The organism is Paraburkholderia sp. NMBU_R16 (genome assembly GCF_013282575.1).
Classification (GTDB): Bacteria; Pseudomonadota; Gammaproteobacteria; order Burkholderiales; family Burkholderiaceae; genus Trinickia.
Genome location: NZ_JAAAYE010000041.1, coordinates 15,105 through 34,902 on the forward strand (window position 1 = coordinate 15,105; position 19,798 = coordinate 34,902).

16 protein-coding genes, 1 tRNA gene, 1 pseudogene and 1 riboswitch are annotated in these 19,798 nt (G+C 63.5%); of the genes and pseudogenes, 11 read left to right on the plus strand and 7 right to left on the minus strand.

The genetic code is table 11. From position 1 onward, the window contains the following. Nucleotides 1-197: 197 nt before the first annotated feature. From GWC77_RS19675 to GWC77_RS19685, 4 genes and pseudogenes are all read left to right on the plus strand, one after another. Nucleotides 198-2,990: a toprim domain-containing protein gene (locus GWC77_RS19675; protein WP_173259823.1), complete on the plus strand. Its 2,793-nt coding sequence runs from the start codon at nt 198-200 to the stop codon at nt 2,988-2,990. Between the two features lie 263 nt (nt 2,991-3,253). Then, entirely contained in the window at nt 3,254-3,454 is a 201-nt protein-coding gene (locus GWC77_RS19680) for a hypothetical protein (RefSeq protein ID WP_173259825.1), read from the plus strand. A 156-nt stretch (nt 3,455-3,610) separates the two neighbouring features. Then, nucleotides 3,611-3,667: pseudogene (locus GWC77_RS29670) on the plus strand (DNA-binding protein); the annotation flags it as partial. A 113-nt stretch (nt 3,668-3,780) separates the two neighbouring features. Further along, complete coding sequence (locus tag GWC77_RS19685) at nt 3,781-4,908, plus strand: site-specific integrase (RefSeq protein WP_173259827.1); 1,128 nt, start codon at nt 3,781-3,783, stop codon at nt 4,906-4,908. Between the two features lie 59 nt (nt 4,909-4,967). Here the strand turns inward: GWC77_RS19685 and GWC77_RS19690 are convergent. Next, nucleotides 4,968-5,043 (minus strand) — tRNA-Arg (locus tag GWC77_RS19690). A gap of 321 nt (nt 5,044-5,364) precedes the next feature. Between GWC77_RS19690 and GWC77_RS19695 the strand changes: the two genes are divergently transcribed. Next, complete coding sequence (locus GWC77_RS19695; RefSeq protein WP_173259829.1) at nt 5,365-6,324, plus strand: cytochrome c5 family protein; 960 nt, start codon at nt 5,365-5,367, stop codon at nt 6,322-6,324. A 98-nt stretch (nt 6,325-6,422) separates the two neighbouring features. Here the strand turns inward: GWC77_RS19695 and GWC77_RS19700 are convergent, their stop codons facing one another. After that, complete coding sequence (locus GWC77_RS19700; RefSeq protein ID WP_173259830.1) at nt 6,423-8,513, minus strand: UvrD-helicase domain-containing protein; 2,091 nt, start codon at nt 8,511-8,513, stop codon at nt 6,423-6,425. 268 nt (nt 8,514-8,781) lie between these two features. Here GWC77_RS19700 and GWC77_RS19705 point away from each other — a divergent pair, with 268 nt between their 5' ends. From GWC77_RS19705 to GWC77_RS19715, 3 genes are all read left to right on the plus strand, one after another. Then, a complete protein-coding gene (locus tag GWC77_RS19705; RefSeq protein WP_173259832.1) occupies nt 8,782-9,861 on the plus strand; it encodes an oxidoreductase in 1,080 nt (359 codons plus the stop codon). A 108-nt stretch (nt 9,862-9,969) separates the two neighbouring features. After that, nucleotides 9,970-10,335: a hypothetical protein gene (locus GWC77_RS19710; RefSeq protein WP_173259833.1), complete on the plus strand. Its 366-nt coding sequence runs from the start codon at nt 9,970-9,972 to the stop codon at nt 10,333-10,335. 316 nt (nt 10,336-10,651) lie between these two features. Beyond that, nucleotides 10,652-11,392, plus strand: a complete 741-nt coding sequence (locus GWC77_RS19715) for a DUF899 family protein (RefSeq protein ID WP_173259834.1) — start codon at nt 10,652-10,654, stop codon at nt 11,390-11,392. A gap of 48 nt (nt 11,393-11,440) precedes the next feature. Here the strand turns inward: GWC77_RS19715 and GWC77_RS19720 are convergent, their stop codons facing one another. From GWC77_RS19720 to GWC77_RS19740, 5 genes are all read right to left on the minus strand, one after another. Further along, nucleotides 11,441-12,307, minus strand: a complete 867-nt coding sequence (locus GWC77_RS19720; protein ID WP_173259835.1) for a hypothetical protein — start codon at nt 12,305-12,307, stop codon at nt 11,441-11,443. Nucleotides 12,308-12,681: 374 nt separating this feature from the next. Then, a complete protein-coding gene (locus GWC77_RS19725) occupies nt 12,682-13,314 on the minus strand; it encodes a LysE family translocator (RefSeq protein WP_173259836.1) in 633 nt (210 codons plus the stop codon). 26 nt (nt 13,315-13,340) lie between these two features. Further along, nucleotides 13,341-13,438: riboswitch (ZMP/ZTP riboswitch) on the minus strand. 14 nt (nt 13,439-13,452) lie between these two features. Continuing rightward, nucleotides 13,453-14,532, minus strand: coding sequence for a phytoene/squalene synthase family protein (locus GWC77_RS19730; RefSeq protein WP_173259837.1), 1,080 nt, complete (start codon nt 14,530-14,532; stop codon nt 13,453-13,455). 101 nt (nt 14,533-14,633) lie between these two features. Further along, nucleotides 14,634-15,539 (minus strand): DMT family transporter, encoded by a 906-nt coding sequence (locus GWC77_RS19735; RefSeq protein WP_173259838.1) that lies wholly within the window; start codon nt 15,537-15,539, stop codon nt 14,634-14,636. 162 nt (nt 15,540-15,701) lie between these two features. Further along, complete coding sequence (locus tag GWC77_RS19740; RefSeq protein WP_173259839.1) at nt 15,702-15,866, minus strand: hypothetical protein; 165 nt, start codon at nt 15,864-15,866, stop codon at nt 15,702-15,704. 341 nt (nt 15,867-16,207) lie between these two features. On the opposite strand from GWC77_RS19740, the gene iaaH reads away from it, so the two are divergent. From iaaH to GWC77_RS19755, 3 genes are all read left to right on the plus strand, one after another. Continuing rightward, the gene (gene iaaH / locus GWC77_RS19745; protein WP_173259840.1) at nt 16,208-17,662 is read left to right on the plus strand and encodes an indoleacetamide hydrolase; all 1,455 of its coding nucleotides are present in this window, start codon (nt 16,208-16,210) and stop codon (nt 17,660-17,662) included. Between the two features lie 111 nt (nt 17,663-17,773). After that, a complete protein-coding gene (locus tag GWC77_RS19750) occupies nt 17,774-19,285 on the plus strand; it encodes an MFS transporter (RefSeq protein WP_367949068.1) in 1,512 nt (503 codons plus the stop codon). Nucleotides 19,286-19,317: 32 nt separating this feature from the next. Beyond that, nucleotides 19,318-19,701 (plus strand): DUF2784 domain-containing protein, encoded by a 384-nt coding sequence (locus GWC77_RS19755; RefSeq protein WP_254367051.1) that lies wholly within the window; start codon nt 19,318-19,320, stop codon nt 19,699-19,701. Nucleotides 19,702-19,798 lie beyond the last annotated feature (97 nt).

Consider the following 19,798-nt stretch of genomic DNA (forward strand, 5'->3'; position numbering starts at 1 on the left):
TGTCACCGGCATGAGCGTCGCCTGCGCATCTTGCAGCGGCAGTGTGCGATCGGTCTCTTTGTAACCGCCCTCTGCGATCGCCTCGCGCTCGCCTTCCCCCTAACGGCTGAGGCGCTCAAGCGAGACGTTTTCAGCCCGTCGACGAGTGGTAATCCAACCGAAACGCCGTCGGACCAACCAGAGCAACGCGCCTGACGATGGCCACGATTGACGAACTAAAACGGCGCATCGACCTGCACGATCTCGCGGGCCGTCTCGGCCTCAAGCGCGGCCGAGGCGGCGATAAAGCGCTCTATCACTCGCCGCATCACGAGGACGCCAGCCCCTCACTCTCGATTTATATCGACCACCCGAAGCATGGCACCGGTTGGCGCGATCACAGCGCGAACATCGGCGGCTCGTGCATCGACCTCGTGATATACGTGAACGGCGGCAGCGTCAGTGATGCCGTCCGCTACCTGCACGAAATCTACGGCATCCCATTCGACCAGCCGGCGTCGGCCGACCGTCGTGAGAAATCGACCGTCGAATACATCGCTGACCGATGTCTGTCGGAGCGCGAACGCGTACGCGAATACCTGCACGGCCGAGGGATATCAGATGCGGCGATCAACGCAGCTGTTTCCGCGCGCACGCTGGGCTTCAACGCGTGGACAAGTCCTAAGATTGCTGCGGGCGATGTCGGCCACGGCGGGCCTGCTGCAGCGTTCATCGTGCACTCCCCCGCAGATGGCCGGGTCGTCGCGGTCGACATGCGGTACCTCGATCCCGCGCTCAATGGCGGAGTGAAAACGCAGACGCAAGGCGACAAGCTGGGAGTCTTTTGGACAGCGGACCCGCGCCGACTTCGGTCTGCTCGGCGCGTCTATGCGGTCGAAAGCGCTATTAATGCACTGTCGATCGATACCTGCGCCATGCCCGGCACGGCAGCGTTCGCGTTGCGCGGTGTCCAGAACGCCGAGCACATCGATTTGACGTTTCTGCGCGACAAGCACGTCTTCATTTGCCTGGACAACGACGAGCCTTTCCCCGAAGGTCACCCTCGCGCTGGCCAGCGACCCGGCCCCGAGGCCGAGTGGGCGCTTTACGAACGGCTCACGAGCCTCAATATCGCGGCCGTGCTCGTCGATCACACCGATTGGCTCGCCGACTTGGAGGACGGTGAGACGACGCAAAAGCCGATCAACGACGTCAACGAATACTTGCAGTTACGTGGCGTAGCCCAGCTGGCAAGAGCGCTTGAGCACTATGAGCCGTGGCTGATTGCGGGCCTCCCTGGCGACGCATCGCGTCGCGGCCGACCTCGCATTTTCTTGCCGTCGCACGACTTCGCGCAGTACTGGCGCTTTCGCGTGCGGCCCGACTTTACAAGCCACATCACAAAGATGGAACGCAACGACGAGGCTGGGACCGAGACACCGGTCATGGCGGATCTGTGTGGCTTCCGCATTGCTGCAATAAGTCGAGTGTCGGTCGCGAGCGCCACGTCTACGATGACGGGCGACGCAGACCAAGCCCCAACTGTCTATTTCGCTGTCTCGGTGCAGGCGCCACGGCACGGCGCGCAATTGATCCGCCGTGTGATGCTCGATGACCAATTGCACAACCTCGATCAGTGGGCCAAGTTCGGGCCGATCTGGGCGCCGTCGCCGTTCAAGCGCATGGTCAATATCCTTGAGCGCGGCGCCGATCTCGGAGCGCGGCAGGCGGCCAATTTTGTTGGGCTCGCTTGGCGCGACGGCCGCATGATCGTCAACGAGGGGCCGGACTGCTATTTCACCGAAGCAGAAAAACAATGCCCGTATCACAACCTGACCTTCCCGACCGGCCCCGTCAGTGCTGCGCGCCGCGTGATCACGGCCTACCAGGCCACCTTCAAACAGAACGCGGCGACCATCCCACTGGTATGGGCGCTCGGGGGTCATTTGAAGGCGCTGCTGGGCTTCTGGCCGCACATGACCATCCAGGCGAACAAGGGCGCGGGGAAGTCGACCCTGATCAAGCGGCTTGAGCGCTCGCTCGCATTCACGATGTTTTCGGGTCAATCGCTGCAGACGGAGTTCCGACTGCTGACGAGCATCAGCCATACGAGTCACCCGGTCGGATGGGAAGAGCTTTCCGCGCGGCGGCAGGACGTAATCGACAAAGCGGTCGGGCTGCTGCAGGAGAACTACCAGTACACGGTGACTCGCCGAGGCACCGACATGACCGAATACCTGCTGTGCGCGCCCGTCATGCTGGCCGGTGAAGACGTACCAGTGCGCAGCCTGCTCGGCAAACTCGTGCGCACCACGTTAACCGGCAAGCGAGGCCCGCTGCTGCCCGACGATTTGCCGCGCTTCCCCGTTCGGCGGTGGCTCGAATTCCTCGCCGACCTGGATAAGCGCGCCGTGCTGGACCAGTACGCGACCCTCAACGCGAACGCGCTTGGAAACTGCCGCGCGAGCGGTGCGGACGATGGCGCAAAGCGCATGGCGGGCAACTACGCTGCCGTCGCGCTCGCGTGGCGCTACCTCTGTGAGTTCGCCGGCATGGACCCAAGCGAAGGCGACTTTCCACGTGATCTGCTGGCCGAAATGAACGGCCACATCGCCGAAACGAGCGCCGATCGCGAGCCGTGGGTTTGGATCATGGAAACAGTGTTGTCGGAGATCGACGGCGGCAACTACAAGCACCCGTACACGTTCGATACCGTCGACGGCGAGTTCTCCCTCCTGCTTCGCACAGGTCACGTAATGGACCACCTCGCGCATACGAGCGCGCTGCGTGACAAGTGGAACGCTCTGCCAGTCAAATCCGACCGCATCTTCAAGAGCCAGCTCAAGCATGCCAGCGTCATCGTGGGCGAGAAGGAAGTCGAGCGGCGCATTTTCAGCCGCCGTGTGCCATACCTCACGCCCATCTCACTGCAGCGGCTCGCCGCGTTCGGGCTGCACGTCGCGGTGCGCGACGACCTGGTTACCGATGCGCTCCAGGGAGGCCACGCATGACGCCAGCTCAACCTGTGCGCCGGCCCTGCCATCTCGACGCGAGCGCCATCTGGAAGCGCCAACCGCCCGCGAGACGAAACGGCCCGGAAACGACCGGAGCCGCCTGGCGGCACGGCCGCACTAGCCCAATTTTTTGCGGGGAAGGGGCAAGCAGCGCAAATAACCCGTGGTTTTCCCGTGCGCTCGCTCGTAAGTCATTGATTGTTGAGAGGACTAGCGCCACGAGTCACCGTGCGTTTGCCATCAATCACGAGTTTTTCGCCATGAGTCTGCTTTTTGCGTCGGGCGCTGCCACCTCCCTATCTCTTCTCCCTATTTCATTGAAAAAGAAGAAGAAAGAAAACGAGGAAGGTAGAGGGATCTGCGGAAAAGCAATGCCACGAGTCAGGGCTGTTTTGCCATTAGTTGTGGGCGCTGCACATTTTTTGGGCCACGAGTCTTCTGACGCTGCCACGAATGAATGATGGCAAGTGATGACACATAGAATCTTTAAAAATCAGGATGTTATTGACGTGCCTCACGCAAACCATCATTCCACTATTTGCGCTACGTGTGCCTCTACCGCAACGTGCGGTGAAACCCCGCGCCTGAACACGGTCGACTTGATCGGAGCCGCGGAGATGCTCGGCGCACACCCTGAAACCGTGCGATTGAAAGCGAAGGCCGGCGAGCTACCCGGCCGGAAAGTTGGCAAGCGCTGGATGTTTTCAACGGTTGCCCTACAGCGCTACCTCGCCGGAGAATGGAGCCCGCGAGTTGTGCAGGGCGATCAGCAGGAGGAAGTTAAACAATGTCGCTCTATAAACGCACCAACAGCCCCAACTGGTATTACCGGCTCACTCCACCCGGCGGCGGTCCGATCGTACAAGGCAGCACTGGCACCAGCAACAAAACCCAGGCCAAAGAGTTCTACGATCGGCTAAAAGTCGAACTGTGGAACCAAACAAAGCTCGGCCACAAGCCGCGTTACACCTGGAACGACGCGGTTGTTCGGTATACGGGCGACCGCGAGGAGCTGTCGAGTTTGGAAACGTCGAAGATTCACCTCCGCTGGCTGGATCAACACCTACGGGACCTCCCGTTGGCGGAGATCGATCGCGACCGCGTGGATGCCATCGCCCGCGCGAAACGCGCGGAACCGCGTGTCGTGCGGACGCGCCGCGGACCGAAGCCGATCGGTGGCACCGTCAGCGAAGGCACGGTAAGGAGAGTCCTCGGTGTGCTTATGGCGGTGCTGCATGCTGCAGTCGAATGGGAGTGGCTTGACCGAGCGCCGGTCCTGACGAGACGGAAAACGACACCAAAGCGAGTTCGGTGGATCACGACGGCACAGGCCGAACGGTTGCTGGGCCAGTTGCCTGGCCACCTCGCGGAGATGGCGCGTTTCAGTCTTGAGACAGGACTGCGCCGATCGAATGTCACCGGCTTGCAATGGTCGCAAGTCGACCTATCTCGACGCGTCGCCTGGATCCACCCGGACCAAGCCAAGGCGCGCAAGGCAATCACCGTACCGCTGTCGGAGACGGCCGTCGAGGTGCTGCGTCGGCAATTGGGAAAACAACGAAAAGCGGAGCATGTCGAAATGGTGTTCGTCTACCGTGGCACGGCAGTTGGACAAGCCAATACGGCCGCGTGGCGAAAGGCGTTGAAGCGGGCGGGCATCCGAGATTTCCGGTGGCACGACCTGAGACACACCTGGGCGAGTTGGCACGTGCAGCGAGGCACGCCTTTGCAGGTGCTGAAAGAACTCGGCGGGTGGGAAACGCTTGAAATGGTGCAGCGCTACGCGCACCTTTCGGCGGACCACTTGGCTCAGTGGGTACAGCCACACCTGCAAGTTTCCGAGTCTCCCGTGCTACCAACCGCAACGTCGCCGGGAGCAGCAGAAGCGCCGATGGTCGCCGTCGCCGCACTGTAATTTCACTGTAGAGGGAGAAAACGATGAAGTAGCGAAATCGCCGAAAGCCTTGTCAGCTATGGCGCGCCCGGCTGGGATCGAACCAGCAACCCCTGCCTTCGGAGGGCAGTACTCTATCCATTGAGCTACGGGCGCTTCGCTTGAACACGAAGGCGCCGCGACCGGGAGGGCGCAGCGCCGAGCGAGACCGAGAGGATACCCGGTTTCACGCGACACGTCCACCGCACGCACCCGCGCGGGTCCCTCCCCGCTAAGAGCCCCCGCCCGAAAAACGCTCCTTCCCACCCCAATTGCGGGTAAACGCCGCCGGCAGCATTCCTGCACGCGTCTGGCCGCCGCGAAAACCTTCCGTCTATAATCGCCGTGTTTGACTGAATGAATTAAGTTGTTGCCGTCAAGCCGTTGCCGTCACGCTGTACCGCTCACCAACAATACCCACCGGGAGACGAGTCAAGCATGAGCGAAGCACCACACGGAGCCCCGATCAAAACCCCCGGGCAACTGATTGCAGCAGTCATCGCCGCATTCGCCATCCCCATCGTCGTCATCTGGCTCCTGGCCTACAACGTCAACCAGACGGTGCGCACCGGCGCCGGCACCGACGAAGCCAACGATGCCGCCGTCGCAAAACGCATCGCACCACTCGCGCAGGTCACCGTCCGGGACGCCAACGCGCCCCACGTCTACAAGACCGGCGAAGAAGTCTTCAAGGCCGTCTGCTCGACCTGTCACGCCACCGGTGCCGCAGGCGCACCGAAGTTCGGCGACAGCAGCGCCTGGGCGCCCCGTATTGCGCAAGGCTTCGACACCCTGCTGCATACCGCCCTGACCGGCAAAGGCGCCATGCCCGCGCGCGGCGGCACGACTCCGGACGATTACAGCGATTACGAAATCGCGCGCGCAGTCGTCTATATGGCCGATCACGGCGGCGCGAACTTCCCTGAGCCACCGGCACCCGCTCAAGGCGCAAGCTCGAGCGCAGCCGCAACGGCCGCCGCGCCGGCGAGCGCCGCCACAGCAGAAACGGCCAATCCGACGGCAGCCGCCAGCGAACAGACCGCGGCCACAGCCGCCTCGATGCCCACCGCTCAAACGGGCGGGGTCCCCGCTTCCGCATCGACGAACGCCACGGCTCCCGCCGCCGCGCCAGCCGCGGCCACGGCAAGCGCGGACACCGCGCAGGCCGGCAAGGCGCTCTACGAAAAGGTTTGCCAGGCATGCCACGCCGCCGGCGTGCTCAATGCACCGAAGTTCGGCGACAAGGCGGCATGGGCGCCGCGCCTGAAAGATCCGATGGACACGATCTACAACTACGCACTGCACGGCAAAGGCGCGATGCCCCCGAAGGGCGGCTCGAACGCACCCGATGCCGAGGTCAAAGCGGCCGTCGACTATATGGTCAACGCCGCCAAGTAGCCCGGTTATCAAGTAGGAAACGAGAGGGAATCAAGCGCATCGGTCGAAGCGAAATCGATCGATGCGCGCGCGAAGCCTGCCGCACAGGTTCGCGCGCGTCACCCCTTCTGCAGCAGCGCCTTGAGGCTGGCAAGCCTATCCTTCGGCGACATCGGCGCCTCCTCGGGGGTCGGTGGCGGCGCCTCGTCGAGCCCCATCTCGGCGATGAATCGCGACAACTCGCACACCACGGTCTCTCTCGCGCGCTTGCGCTTCTTGCACCAATTCAAATGCAGGCTGCGCTGCGCACGCGTGATGGCGACATACATGAGCCGCCGTTCTTCCTCGATGCGCGCGTCATCGATCTCATCGTCCTCGGCATTGCCGCGGTGGGGCATGATGCCTTCCTCGACTCCGACGAGAAACACGTGCGGATACTCGAGCCCCTTCGACGCATGCACGGTCGACAAGCGCACCGCATCGGGGTCTTCCTCCTTGCCGTCCAGCATCGACATCAGCGCGACGGTTTGAATCAAACCCAGCAGGTTCTTGCCAGTATCGGCAAGGCCATCGGCATTATCGTAGCCGGTCGCATCGCCGTCTTCCGGTTCCTCGACCTCCGGCTTCGTTCCCTTGCGCTTGAGCCACTCGAGAAACTCGAGCACGTTTTGCCATTTCGATTGCGCCTGACGCTCGTCGAACGTGTCGTAGAGATACGCCTCGTAATGGATCGCCTCCATGAGGTCGTCGAGCAGCGTCGTGGCGGCATCGTGGGTCGCGCGCTCCGCGATGCGCTGCATGAAATCGCAAAAAACGCGCAACGGCTCGACTTGCCGTGCCGATAAGCGCGCCTCGATTCCGCCCATATAAACGGCCTCGAACAACGACACCTTCGCCTGTCCGGCAAACGAGCCCAGCGCTTCCAACGTGGTATTGCCGATCCCGCGCCGCGGCGTCGTCACGGCGCGAATGAAGGCGGGGTCGTCGTCGGGATTGGCGATCAAGCGCAAATAGGCGCAAATGTCCTTGATCTCGGCCTTGTCGAAAAACGATTGCCCGCCCGAGAGGACATAGGGAATCCGCTCGCGCCGTAAAACCTGTTCGAAGATGCGCGCCTGGAAATTGCCGCGATAAAGAATGGCGTAATCGCGAAACTGCGCGCGCCGCTCGAACTTGTGGGCCGACAGCCGGAAGACGACCGATTCGGCCTCATGCTCTTCATCGTTGCAAGCCGTCACGGTGATGGAATCGCCCATGCCGTGTTCGGACCAGAGCTTCTTCTCGAAGAGCTTCGGATTGTTGGCAATGACGTTGTTCGCCGCGGTCAGAATGCGCACCGTCGAACGATAGTTCTGCTCGAGCTTGATGACATGCAGCTTCGGGAAATCCTTGCCGAGCTGCGCGAGGTTCTCGAGCGTGGCGCCGCGCCAGCCGTAGATCGCCTGATCGTCGTCGCCCACGGCCGTGAACGCCGCGCGCGGGCCGGCCAGCAACTTCAGCAGTTCGTACTGACAGGCGTTGGTGTCCTGGTACTCGTCGATGAGCAGGTAACGCAGCTTGTTCTGCCAACGCTCGCGCACGGCCTCGTTCTTCGCAAAGAGCTCGGCCGGCAGGCGAATCAGGTCGTCGAAATCGACGGCCTGGTACGCATGCAGCGTCGCGACATAGTTGCGATACACGATCGCGGCCTGATGCTCGTCTTCGTTCGACGCCGTAGCCATCGCCTCTTCCGGCATCACGAGACCGTTTTTCCAGAGCGAGACGATCGTCTGGACTTTGCGAATGAAGCCTTTGTCGGTCGAGCCCACCTGCTCTTGAATCATCGCGAAACAATCGTCCGCATCCATGATCGAGAACTGCGGCTTCAGGCCGAGATGCTCGGCTTCCTGCCGAAGGATCTGCACGCCGAGCGAGTGAAACGTGCAAACGGTCAACTGGTTCACGGGCACCTTGCGCCCTTCCTTGCCCGGTGCCGTGAGCGTCTTGCCTTCGAGCAGCTTGCCGACGCGCTCGCGCATCTCCGCAGCCGCCTTGTTCGTGAACGTGACGGCGGCGATATGGCGCGGCTCGAAGCCCTTCGCCTCGATCAGGTGCGCGATCTTTTGCGTGATGACGCGGGTCTTCCCGCTACCGGCGCCGGCCAGCACGAGACACGGGCCGTCGAGATAGCGGACCGCCTCGCTTTGGGCGGGATTCAATCCTGCGGACATTTCTGGTGGATCTTACAGTTTGGCGGCTCGCGCGAAGGCGCACACGCGTGCGCTCCGGACGATGCCATCGAGGGCGAGTGCGCGATGTTAACACGAGCAGCACACGATCGCTTTGGCCCCAAGACGCTTGCGCACATGCACTTGCAAAGCCGCAGGCGACGCGTGCCACAATGCACGCTTCATCGACCCGAATTCCACGCGCCGCATGCAGCCTGTTGCGATGCCCGCGACGCGCACGGGCATCCACGACAAACGAGAGGTCCCTACGATGACGACATCCGTAAAGATCGGCTTGATGGGATACGGCTTCGCCGGCGCGACGTTCCACGCACCGGTCATCGAGCACTGCGGCGCGCCCGCGGAGCGGGCGAACGAACCCTACGCCTGCCTCGCCGCCATCGCCACGAGCCAGCCCGCAAAGGCGCTCGCCGACTATCCGAAAGCGCGGGCCGTCCCGGACCTGGACGCGCTGCTCGCACTCGACGACATCGAATGTGTCGTCATCGCCACGCCCAACGATACGCACTTCGATATGGCGGCGAAGGTCCTTCGCGCGGGCAAGCATGTGGTCGTCGATAAACCCGTGACGCTGAGCGCCGCGGAGGCGGTCACGCTCGCCCGCCTCGCGCACGAGCGCAATCTCGTCTTTGCGCCTTTCCATAATCGCCGCTGGGACGGCGATTTCCTTACCGTGCGTCAACTACTGGCGAAGGGCACACTGGGCCGCGTCGCGCACTACGAATCGCATTTCGACCGGTTTCGCCCGCAGGTGCGCGAACGCTGGCGCGAACAGGCGTCGCGCGGCGGCGGGCTGCTCTTCGATCTCGGTCCGCATCTGATCGATCAGGCGCTCGTGCTGTTCGGGCCGCCTGAAACGGTTTATGCCACGGTCAAGGTGCATCGCGATGGCGCAGGCGCGGCCGATTACGTGCATCTGCTGCTCAGCTATCCGGACAAGGAAGCGGTCTTGCACGCCAGCGCGCTTTGCGCGATCGAGCCGCCGCGGTTCGCCATTCACGGCACGCTCGGCAGCTACGTGAAGTACGGCCTCGACACGCAGGAAGACCAACTGAAAGCGGGCCTACGCGCCGGCGATGCGGGCTTCGGCGCCGACAATCGGCCGGGCACGCTGCGCGTACTCGAAGGCGAACGTGAAACCGAGCGGCAATGGCCGACGCTCACCGGGGCGTACCCGGACTTCTATCGCGCGCTGGCCGCCTCCATTCGCCACCGCGAGCATTTTCCGGTCTCGCCGCAAGACGCCATCGACGTCATGACGATCATCGAACTGGCCGAGCGAAGCGCGCGCGAGGGGCGACGCCTGCCGTTCGAACGAATCGAGCCGTAATACGAGCGCGCGGATCGTTGTCATCGTATCCGGCATCTGGAGCGTTTAATCCCCGTGGAACACACGAACCGCAGATTCCCTGCAGTGCAAACCTCGAGGACCTTGTCGATGAAAAAAACGATTTGCGCGCTTGCCTCCGGCGTCCTGCTCGCTTCACTCGGCGCGTGCGTCGTCAACCCGCCGCCGCCGCGCCAGGTCGTTGCGCCCGCACCGCGTCCGAACCCGTACGATGTCGCGCGCGAGCGTTTCGGCCAGATCAACGGCCGCATCGACAACCTTGGCCGCCGTATCGATTGGCACGTCAATGCGGGCTACTATCCGCCGCCTCACGGTGGCGCGCTGCATCACCGGCTCGATGTGATCCGTCAGGAAGCGCGCGATATGGCCGCTCAGCACGGCGGTGGACTCTCCGAGGAAGAGCAGCGCGTGCTCAATCACGAGCTCGATGGAGCGGCGCGCGCAATCGGCGAATAACGCCGTCGCAAAACGCCCTCGCTCACACTCGAGCGATGCTAGCCGTCTTCGTTGTGCGCGAGCGCAGTCAGCTCGCGCCGCCAGCGTTCGAATCTTCCGCTGCTCGCCGCTTGCGACGGATAGACGAGGAAGTAGGAAGCGCCGTTTCGCGCGACGTCCCCAAGAGCGTCTTAGGGAAAAATGGGGAAACAAGCACATGCCTGTCGATTTCGGGGCAACTCGTTCGTCGTCGATGAGGAGGGGGCCGATGCCGCGGCAAGATCGCCGCGGCCGGCGCCTGTCCCCATATCGTTCGGCACTCCTCGGGAGACGCTCCATGAGTCAAGCAGACACATCCTCGCCCACACTGAAACCCGCGGCACTCCTTGCGCAGTCGAAGTACCGCTTTCCCGGCGAAAGCCCGGCCTACCGCCAGGCGCGCAACGCGCTACTCGAGCAGGAAATCGAATTGCGGCGCCAGATCGAGCGCGTCGCGGCCCTGCGCCGCGCGTTGCCGCTCGGCGGCCCAGTGCCTGAGGACTATCGGTTCGAAGGCGAACACGGCGCGACCACGCTTTCGGCCGTATTCGGCAAACACGATACGCTCGTCGTGTACAACTGGATGTTCGGTCCGAGGCGCGAGCGCCCCTGTCCGATGTGCACCTCGTTTCTGAGCGCGCTCGATGGCGAGGCGCGCGATATCGAACAGCGCGTAGCATTGGCCGTCGTTGCACGATCGCCCATCGATCGCCTCGTCGCGTTCAAACAGGAAAGAGGCTGGCGTCACTTGCGGCTGTTTTCGTCGGGCCGCAATAAGTTCAACGTCGACTACGCCCATGAAGACCCTGAAACGGGCGATAACCCGGCAATCAATGTGTTCGTCCGGCGCGACGGCGCCATCCATCATTTCTACGGGGGCGAGATGGGCCCCGAGACGGCCGATCCTGGGCAGGACGCGCGCGGTGCGCCGGACCTGATGCCGCTTTGGACCATCTTCGATCTGACGCCGTCCGGGCGCGGCACGGATTGGTATCCGAAACTCGATTATCCGGACACGAATCGGGCGACGCGCACGTGAGGATCGCGCCGGGTGGGCCGCGGCGCTGCCCGGCCGCCCGGCGGGACGTCACTCATCGAGCCACAGCGCGTTGGACGCTTGCGTACGCTGCTTTTCTTCGGGCAGCGACTCGATTGCGGCCTGCAACTTTGCAATGGTCTCGCCGCTCTCGTCCGTTAAAAAGCGGAAGTTCAGCGCCAAGCTCGTGACAATGTGCGCATAGTCGGCGGCGTTGATCACGTTGCCCTTGCCCTGCGCCTCGTTGCTCTGCTCCCACAGTTTCATGGCCGCTTGCAATATGGTTCGATACCCTTCGGTCCGTCGGGGTTCCAACAATGAAGAGGCGCACTCCGCCATATCGGCTAACGGTTCGACCCGGTGACGCTTGAACTCAACGTTGCCAATCCCGCCCAACGCGAGCGAAAAAGCCTCGTCGCGCTGCTCCGCTGGGAACTCCTCATCGGCTATTCGCTCCGCCAATCGGCAAAGCGGCTTTGGGCGATCGACCAGTAGGAGTTGCGGACCGCCGATGAGGCGCGATGCCAACTTGAGCGTTTGATCAGTCAGCGGCGGCGGCCCCCCAACTCCGGGTTGCGCCACTACGGCTCGTACGTCGTCCAGATCGCTTACGCGGGCGGCGTAGCTGCTTAGCTTTGCGCTTTGTTCGTATGCGGGCCGGATCGAGCTGTCGAGCAGCAATGCAACTCGCTCCGGCAACACTGATGACCGGTCGGCCGCGATCGAAACGGCCAGCTCGGCGGCAGCCCGTTCCGCTTCCGGCATCGCTTGAATACGACCGCGAAGACCGGCCAGCAAGTAGTCTTTCGCGTCGTTGGGCAGCTGGTCGACGAGCGGCGGTGGGCCAGAAAAATCGCTGTATCCGAGCAACGGTTGCAAATCCGAGAATCGCTCGATGCTCGCGACGCGCGCATCCAATGAAGGTTGGAGTTCAGCGAGCGAGCGGTCCGCAAGCGATGCGCTCGGGCCCGTCGCCACGCCTGCTTCAGAACCCGCAACGAGACCACCGAGTCGAGAGTCGACACGTCCTGCTTTCGTGGGACCAGGCGCAGGCGGCGAAGCGTCTTTTGCCGCTTCTCCAACGCCCTCGTCGCCTGTTTCCCCATCGATGCGGCGTGGCGGCAATCCGTCGCTTCCCGCTGGACCATTGATCATATCGGCGCACCTCTCTCGCTGCTGGCTTCGAACACGCACGAAGTCTAGAGCGGCGAGGCGCGCCCTACCGCCTCGATCCGAAGCGGCACGCCATCAAACGCAATTTTCGAGCGGCTCGCGTAGAGCGGCTCGAGCCTTCAGCGCCGAGCTTCCGCCGCCATCCTGACAGCGAGACCTGCCAACACCGTGCCCATCAGCCATCGTTGCGCGATGAGCCAGACAGGCCGTCCGGCCAAAAAGCCCGCGATGGTGCCAGCCGTCATGGCAACGACCGAGTTCACCGTGAGACTGGCCACGATCTGCAAGGAGCCGAGCGTAAGCGATTGCGCGAGGACATTGCCGTGTTGTGGATCGATGAATTGCGGCAGCAGCGAAAGGTAGAGCACCGCGATCTTCGGATTGAGCATATTGGTCAGAAAGCCCATGACGAAGAGCTTGCGCGGGCTGTCGACCGGCAGATCCCGCACTTGAAACGGCGAGCGGCCACCCGGCTTGAGCGCCTGCCAGGCCAGATAGGCGAGGTAGAGCGCGCCGCCGAGCCGCAGCACGTCGTAAGCAAGCGGCACAGCCATCAACAAGGCCGTGATACCGCACGCCGTGGCGACCATATAAAAGACGAAGCCGAGCGCGACGCCGCCCAGCGAAATCAAACCGGCCGCGCGGCCCTGACAGATGGAACGCGAGACGAGATAGACCATGTTGGGGCCGGGCGTCAGCGCCATGCCGAGCGCGACGAGGCCAAAAGCGAGCAACGAATTGGACGTGGGCACTGCATCACTCCTCGAAAAGGAAAGCAGGACGATGCCCAGGCGCGCGGCACAGCACCCGGCAGACGGGCGCTATCCGCGTTTCCCGATGGTTGTCCATCTCGAGGCGCCAGTCGCGCGGACCTGGCGATTATTTCACGGTCAGGCGGTCCTTGCTTGCACGCCAGCGTGACCGGCGATGCGTGCCTCGATGCGGCCGATGATCCCCTCCGCCCACGCGTTCAATGCTCGTGTCGACACCACGGTCACGAGCGACCTCGCGATGATGCCGTACACGCGCGAACGCGGGACCTTGGAGACGCAGGCCGGGTCGAGCCACCGGTCGTTCTCGACAAGCAGCAACAGCGTCTCGAGGCCGATCATAATCGGCCAGATGCACGCCAAACGTAAGCGGATCGACCTCGCGGGAATCGCGAAGGTATAGGCCAGCGCATCGCGATAAAGCGCGAGTGTCTTGCCGACGAGCTCGAACATGAGCGGCCGGGCACGCAAAGAAGCGCCCGCTTCGAGCAAGGCTTGCGGCGCTAATGCGAAACGTTCGAGCATCCGCTGAGGCAGGTAACAGCGCCCGATGCGCAGATCCTTGCCGCAATCGCGCAGGACGTTCGTCATCTGCAATGCCTTGCCGAATCGGATACCGCGCCCGATCATCGTCCCGGCCGCCTCTTCGAGCGTGCCGGGCAGATGAGCGTAGGTCATTTTCGTCCAGAACTCTCCGACGCAGCCCGCCACCAGATACGTATAGCGATCGAGGTCGTCGAACGTCGCGAGCGAGCCGAGCTCGCCCGAGCGCTCGTCGGGAAACGTGCGCAGATCGAACTCCATGCCCATCGTCAGCGTAGTCACGATCTCGCGCACCGCGTCCCGGTCGGCCGGGTCCAACTGAGCCAGAACGTCAAACGCGCCACCGAGCGATTCGAGCAGCAGCTTTTCGTCGGCCTGTCCTTGTTGAGCCGCGACTTCGTCACCGAGCCTGCGCACGAGCGATCCATCGTCCGGCGCGCCATTCACGCGCGCGCGTAACGCAAGCAATAGCTCGAGCCGTTGCGCCGGGGCAATCAGCGACGTGTCGGCGATCGTGTCGGCCGCGCGGGCGAGCAGATAGGCGAGCGCGACGGGGTCGCGCACGCCGGTCGGCAAAATGCGCAGCGTCAGGTAGAACGAGCGCGAAACGCTCTTCAATAGCGGGCCGAGTAAAAAGGCCCGGACGGATTCGGACATGAGTGGAATCGGGTGGGTTCGGATCGATGCAATGCTGCCGCATTGTATCCGGCAAGCCGATTTCACCCGTGCGTCCTGTATCGCGCCGGGCCATGAGCCGCTTAGTTGTGCCGCTCTCCGACCATGGCGCCCAGTGCACTGCGCGACTTTTTCTTACTGCGCAGCGTCAAGGCCAACCCGCCGAGAATCAAGACCATGCCGGCGGCATCCCTCGGCTGCAGCACATGTCCGAAGAACAGATAGTCCATCAGCGCCGTGATGACGGGCACGAGATAGAAAAGGCTCGTCACATTGACGAGATTGCCGCGACGCACGAGCCGATAGAACAACAGCTGTGCAAGCACCGAAATGACGATACCCAGCCAGAACACCGAGACAACGAGTGGCGCATCGAGGCGCAATGCCTTCCATCCGGCAGGCGCGAGCGTCAGCGAAAGCAGCAGTCCAACGAAGTTCTGCAACGGCAGCACGTCCATCGGTTCCTGCACGATCCGCTTTTGCATGATCGCACCCGCCGTAATGCACGCCAGCGCGGCCAGTGCCAGCGCCAGCCCCTCACGCGTCGAAGGACTCACCGCCGACGCGTCGCGAAACACGATCGACGCGAGCCCCAGCATCGCCATCAGAAGACCACCGACGCGCGCGGCCGAGAAGCGCCGCTCAGTCGCAAGGAGCGTGGCAATCGGTTGGGCGCCGAGGATGACGGCCAGTAGCCCAGGCGTCAATCCGCGCTCGAGCGAGAGAAAGTAGCAAATCGAATAGCCGCCTATCATCAGCGCGCCGGTGGCGGCCACGTGGATGCGCGTGCCGCGCGCCGGCAACCAGCGGCGACGCCACGCGCCGATCAGCGCTAGCACGACTGTCGCGAGCGCGAAGCGCATCGCCAGGAACACCGATGCGCCCGCATGCGTGACGCCGGTTTCCGCAAAGATCGCGCCACTGCTCCAGAGAAGAACGAAGAGCGCAGTCGCGCCATAGGCCGCCAAAGCGGTTTTGAACCAAGCCATGAGTTCACCTGCCTGTCGAATTCGTTGGACTGGCAGACGCGGCGGACTTCGACGCATGCACGAGCGCATCGGTATGCACGCACTCGTGCAGCCGCACGGACGCCCTTGACGCGTCACGCGGATCGAATGACCGGTCTGCTGGAGGAAACGAGGTGTCGGCGCTTAGCCAAGCGCCGCCGCGTGCGGCGGCGCAAGCGCTGCGACGACCCGCGCGAACGGCGGCGACGCGACAGGGGGAGGAGATGCGATGAGACCGCAGCCGCGCACGGCATCGAGCGATGTGTCGATACTGCCGACGGCAAAACGCGAACGGGCTGCGCTCTTCATGGAGAAAAAGGTTTCGAAGCTCTAGTTGAATGGAACAGGTCCGTTGGAAGCCTACTCGCAATGGCCTTTGCGTGCAATCGGGCAGTGGCGGGAATGCGCTGGACTAAGCGGCGGTTCGGTGGTTGTTGTCGGCGACATCGGTTGATATTATGACTAATTAGTCATAATATGTAGTGGAAGCGGCCACGATCGATGCAGCATTCTCAGGCTTCGATGCGCCTCATCCAGCGGCGCTTTCCGCATTATTCGCCCGTCCCTCAGCGATAGGACGCTCGCTGCATGACGACAATTTATTGACCAATCATTCATAAATAAGCGACTCACCGAACCGGAGGCATCGCATGAGCTCATTGACCGACGCACAACCCTGGACGTCGGGCGCGCATCAAGCCGTCTTCGCAATACGATCGGGCCATCTGAAAGCCGTCGATTACGTGACGGCCCTTCTTGCGCGCGCCGAATCCTACAGCTCGCTTCATGCGTTCATCACACTCGAAACCGACAGCGCCCTAGCTGCCGCTTCGCGAATCGACGCCCTCACCGACAACGAGCGCGCCCGCTATCCGCTCGCAGGGTTGCCGATCGCAGTGAAAGCCAACATCAACGTCGCGGGCACGCGGACTTGCGCGGGCACCCCGGCGCTCGCCGGTTTCATCGCGTCGACCACCGCGCCCACGGTGACGCGGCTCGTCGATGCCGGCGCCATCGTGCTGGGAAAGACGAACATGCACGAACTGGCCGTCGGCATCACGAGCACGAACTTCTCCGCGCACGCCGGGCCGGTTCGCAATCCGTACGACCGCGCGAAGATACCCGGCGGCTCCTCGGGCGGCACCGCCGCGGCACTCGCCGCGCGCATCGTTGCGGCAGGGCTCGGCACGGATACGGGCGGCTCCACGCGCATTCCCGCCGCACTGACCGGCACTGCGGGTTTGCGGCCCTCGGTCGGAAACGGCGGAGCCGAGCGTCGTTACCGCAACGGGCAGGAGGTGCTACCGATCAGTCATACCCGCGACACGGCGGGCCCGATGGCACGCACGGTCGCGGACCTCGCGCTGCTCGACGGTATCGCGACCGGCGACACTACGTTGCCGCAGATCGAACTCACGCGTTTGCGCATCGGCCTGCCGCGCGAGTGCTGGCGGCAGCTCGACAGCGCACTCGAAGCGACCGCGCATGCAGCGCGCGAGCGTCTCGAGCAGGCAGGCGTGACGTTCGTCGATGTCGAGATGGCAGAGCTCATGTCGATTTCCGATCGCATCAGCCTGCCGATTGCGTTCACCGAGCTTCGCGATGACGTGCCCGCGTGGCTGGCCGCCAACAGCGCCCCGGTGCGAACGCTAGAGGCAGTGGCCGCGCGCATTGCGAGCCCCGATGTCAGGCGCATCTACGATGCGGCACTGGCCGGCGCCTTCGCCGAGGGCTACCCCGATGCGATGCGTGTCCTGCGTCCGGAGCTGCAACGGCGCTACGTATCGATATTCGAAGCGGCAGGTCTCGATGCATTGCTGTTTCCGACTACGCCGCTACCCGCGGTCGATATCGACGACACGGCAGGCTCGTCCGTCGTCACCATCGGCAACGGCGCGCCTGTCGACGAAATGGCCGCCTACCTTCGGCACACCGACCCCGCCAGCATCGCCGGGCTCCCCGGCTTGTCGCTGCCCGCGGGCTTGACACCGACGGGCCTGCCGGTCGGCATCGAGATAGACGGTCCGCTTGGCAGCGATCGCCACTTGCTGGCCATCGGCATTGCGTTCGAATCGGTGCTGGGGGCCTTGCCTCCACCCTGTTGACTTGAGCCGCTGCACAAGCGGCGAACGGTGAACCCGTGCAACGACGCTCAGGTGTCCCTCAGGTGTCCTTATCGATGCGCGCACCCGCGCCTTTTTCAGAGGCCTTTTACCGTGATCAAATCCCAACCCCTTCGCACGAATTTTCGCTCGGGGTCGACGGCGGCGGTCAACGATCGTTGCATCGACACCGATACCGATACCGATACCGATACCCATGCCGATAAAACACATCCCGCGCGAGCGAACGCGGCCTCGTTGATCGTTCTACTGACGGGCGCATTCCTCTCGCCGCTCGATTACTTCATCGTCAATCTCGCATTGCCGGCCATCCGCGGCGGTCTCGGCGCAAGCAGCGCCGAGCTTCAATTGATCGTCTCAGCCTATACCTCGGCCTTTGCGGTGCTGCTCGTCACCGGCGGGCGGCTCGGCGACCGCTTCGGCCGCAAACGCCTTTTCATGGGGGGCATGGCAGGGTTTCTCGTCGCTTCGCTGTTGTGCGCGCTCGCGCCGAACGGCGCATTTCTCGTTGCGGCTCGCGTCATGCAGGGCGCCTCGGCGGCCATACTCGTGCCGCAGATCCTCGCGACCATCCGCAGCGTCTTCCCCAAAGAGCGGCAAACGGCGGTCATGAGCCTCTACGGTTTCGTCTACGGCTTCGCCTCCGTCGCGGGACAGATAGGCGGCGGACTGCTCGTCACGCTGCACCCGTTCGGGCTCGGATGGCAATCGATCTTTCTCATCAATGTGCCGGTAGGCGTGCTCGCACTGGCAGGCGCATGGCGCTTCGTTCCCGAAAGCCGTGCCGCACGCACAGCAGGCAACGATTGGCTCGGTCTCACGCTGCTATCGGCGTTCTTCGCCCTCGTCATCTATCCGCTGACCCAGGGACGCGAAGCGGGCTGGCCGCTGTGGGCGTGGACGATGCTCGCCGCCAGCGTGCCGGCGCTCGCAGCTTTTGTGCTGGCCGAGTATCGCGCGCATCGCGCGGGCAAAGACCCGCTCGTCGAGCTCGCTTTGTTCAGGAATCCCGTGTTTTCCGTCGGGCTCGTGCTGGCGTTCTGCTTCTATTGCGATAGCGCCTTTTTTCTCACCTACGGGATCTATCTTCAGTCGGGCCTCGGATGGTCCGCGCTCGTCGCCGGCGCGGCGGTCTTTCCGTTCGGCGCGGGCTCGATTCTCGGGCCGCTGTGCTCGCCCGCCATCGTGCGCCGCATCGGTAATCACGTCCTCACGGCCGGCTTCGCCGCGCTTGCGCTCGGGTTCGCCGCGACAGCGGCCGCTTCGCTGCGCGTCGTGCCGGGCGGACTGTTTTACGCGGGCCTGGTCCTTGCCGGCGTCGGGCACGGTCTGGTGCTGCCGAACGTGGTGCGCATCGTCATCGGCGAAATTCCGCCGGCCAAAGCGGGGCTCGCGGGCAGCATCGTCACATCGATGCTGCAAATCGGCTCGGCGTTCGGCGCGACGGCGATCGGCGGCCTGTTTTTCTCCGTCGCGGCCGAGGGGGCCAATGCAGCACGCCACGCGCAGGCTTATCGCGATAGCATCGCTGTCGTGGCAACGCTCTTCGCCGCTTGCATCGTTATTGCTGCACTGATGTCGAAAAGCACGCAGCGGCCTCGCTGAAACCGGGCGCGTTGCGGTCCCGCGCGCCAAACATGTCCATGGCTACTGTGCTCGCCGATACGGTTTTGATCGTGCACGCGTGCGTCGTCCTCTTCATCGTGGGCGGCTTCGCGGCCATCTGGTGCGGTGCCGCACGCCATTGGCGCTGGGTGCGCGAACCGCGCTTTCGCTTCGTTCATCTCGCATCGATCGGCATCGTCGCAGCGCTCGCCCTCCTCGGCGTGCCGTGCCCGCTGACCACGCTGGAGGCATGGCTGCGCGAGAGCGGCCCGAACTCGCAAGGCTTCATCGCCTACTGGGTCGGGCGGCTTCTTTATTACGATCTCCCCGGCTGGCTGTTCACCGTGATCTATGCCGCTTTCGCGTTCATCGTGCTGCTGACGTGGCGATTCGTTCCGCCGCGGCCGCGTTCATAACGCATGCCTACCCAGCTGCGGTAGTCGACAAAATCCAGTCGAATGTTAAACAGCGAACATCCGCCTGCCATCGGCAATTGATCTCGCACCGAGGCGA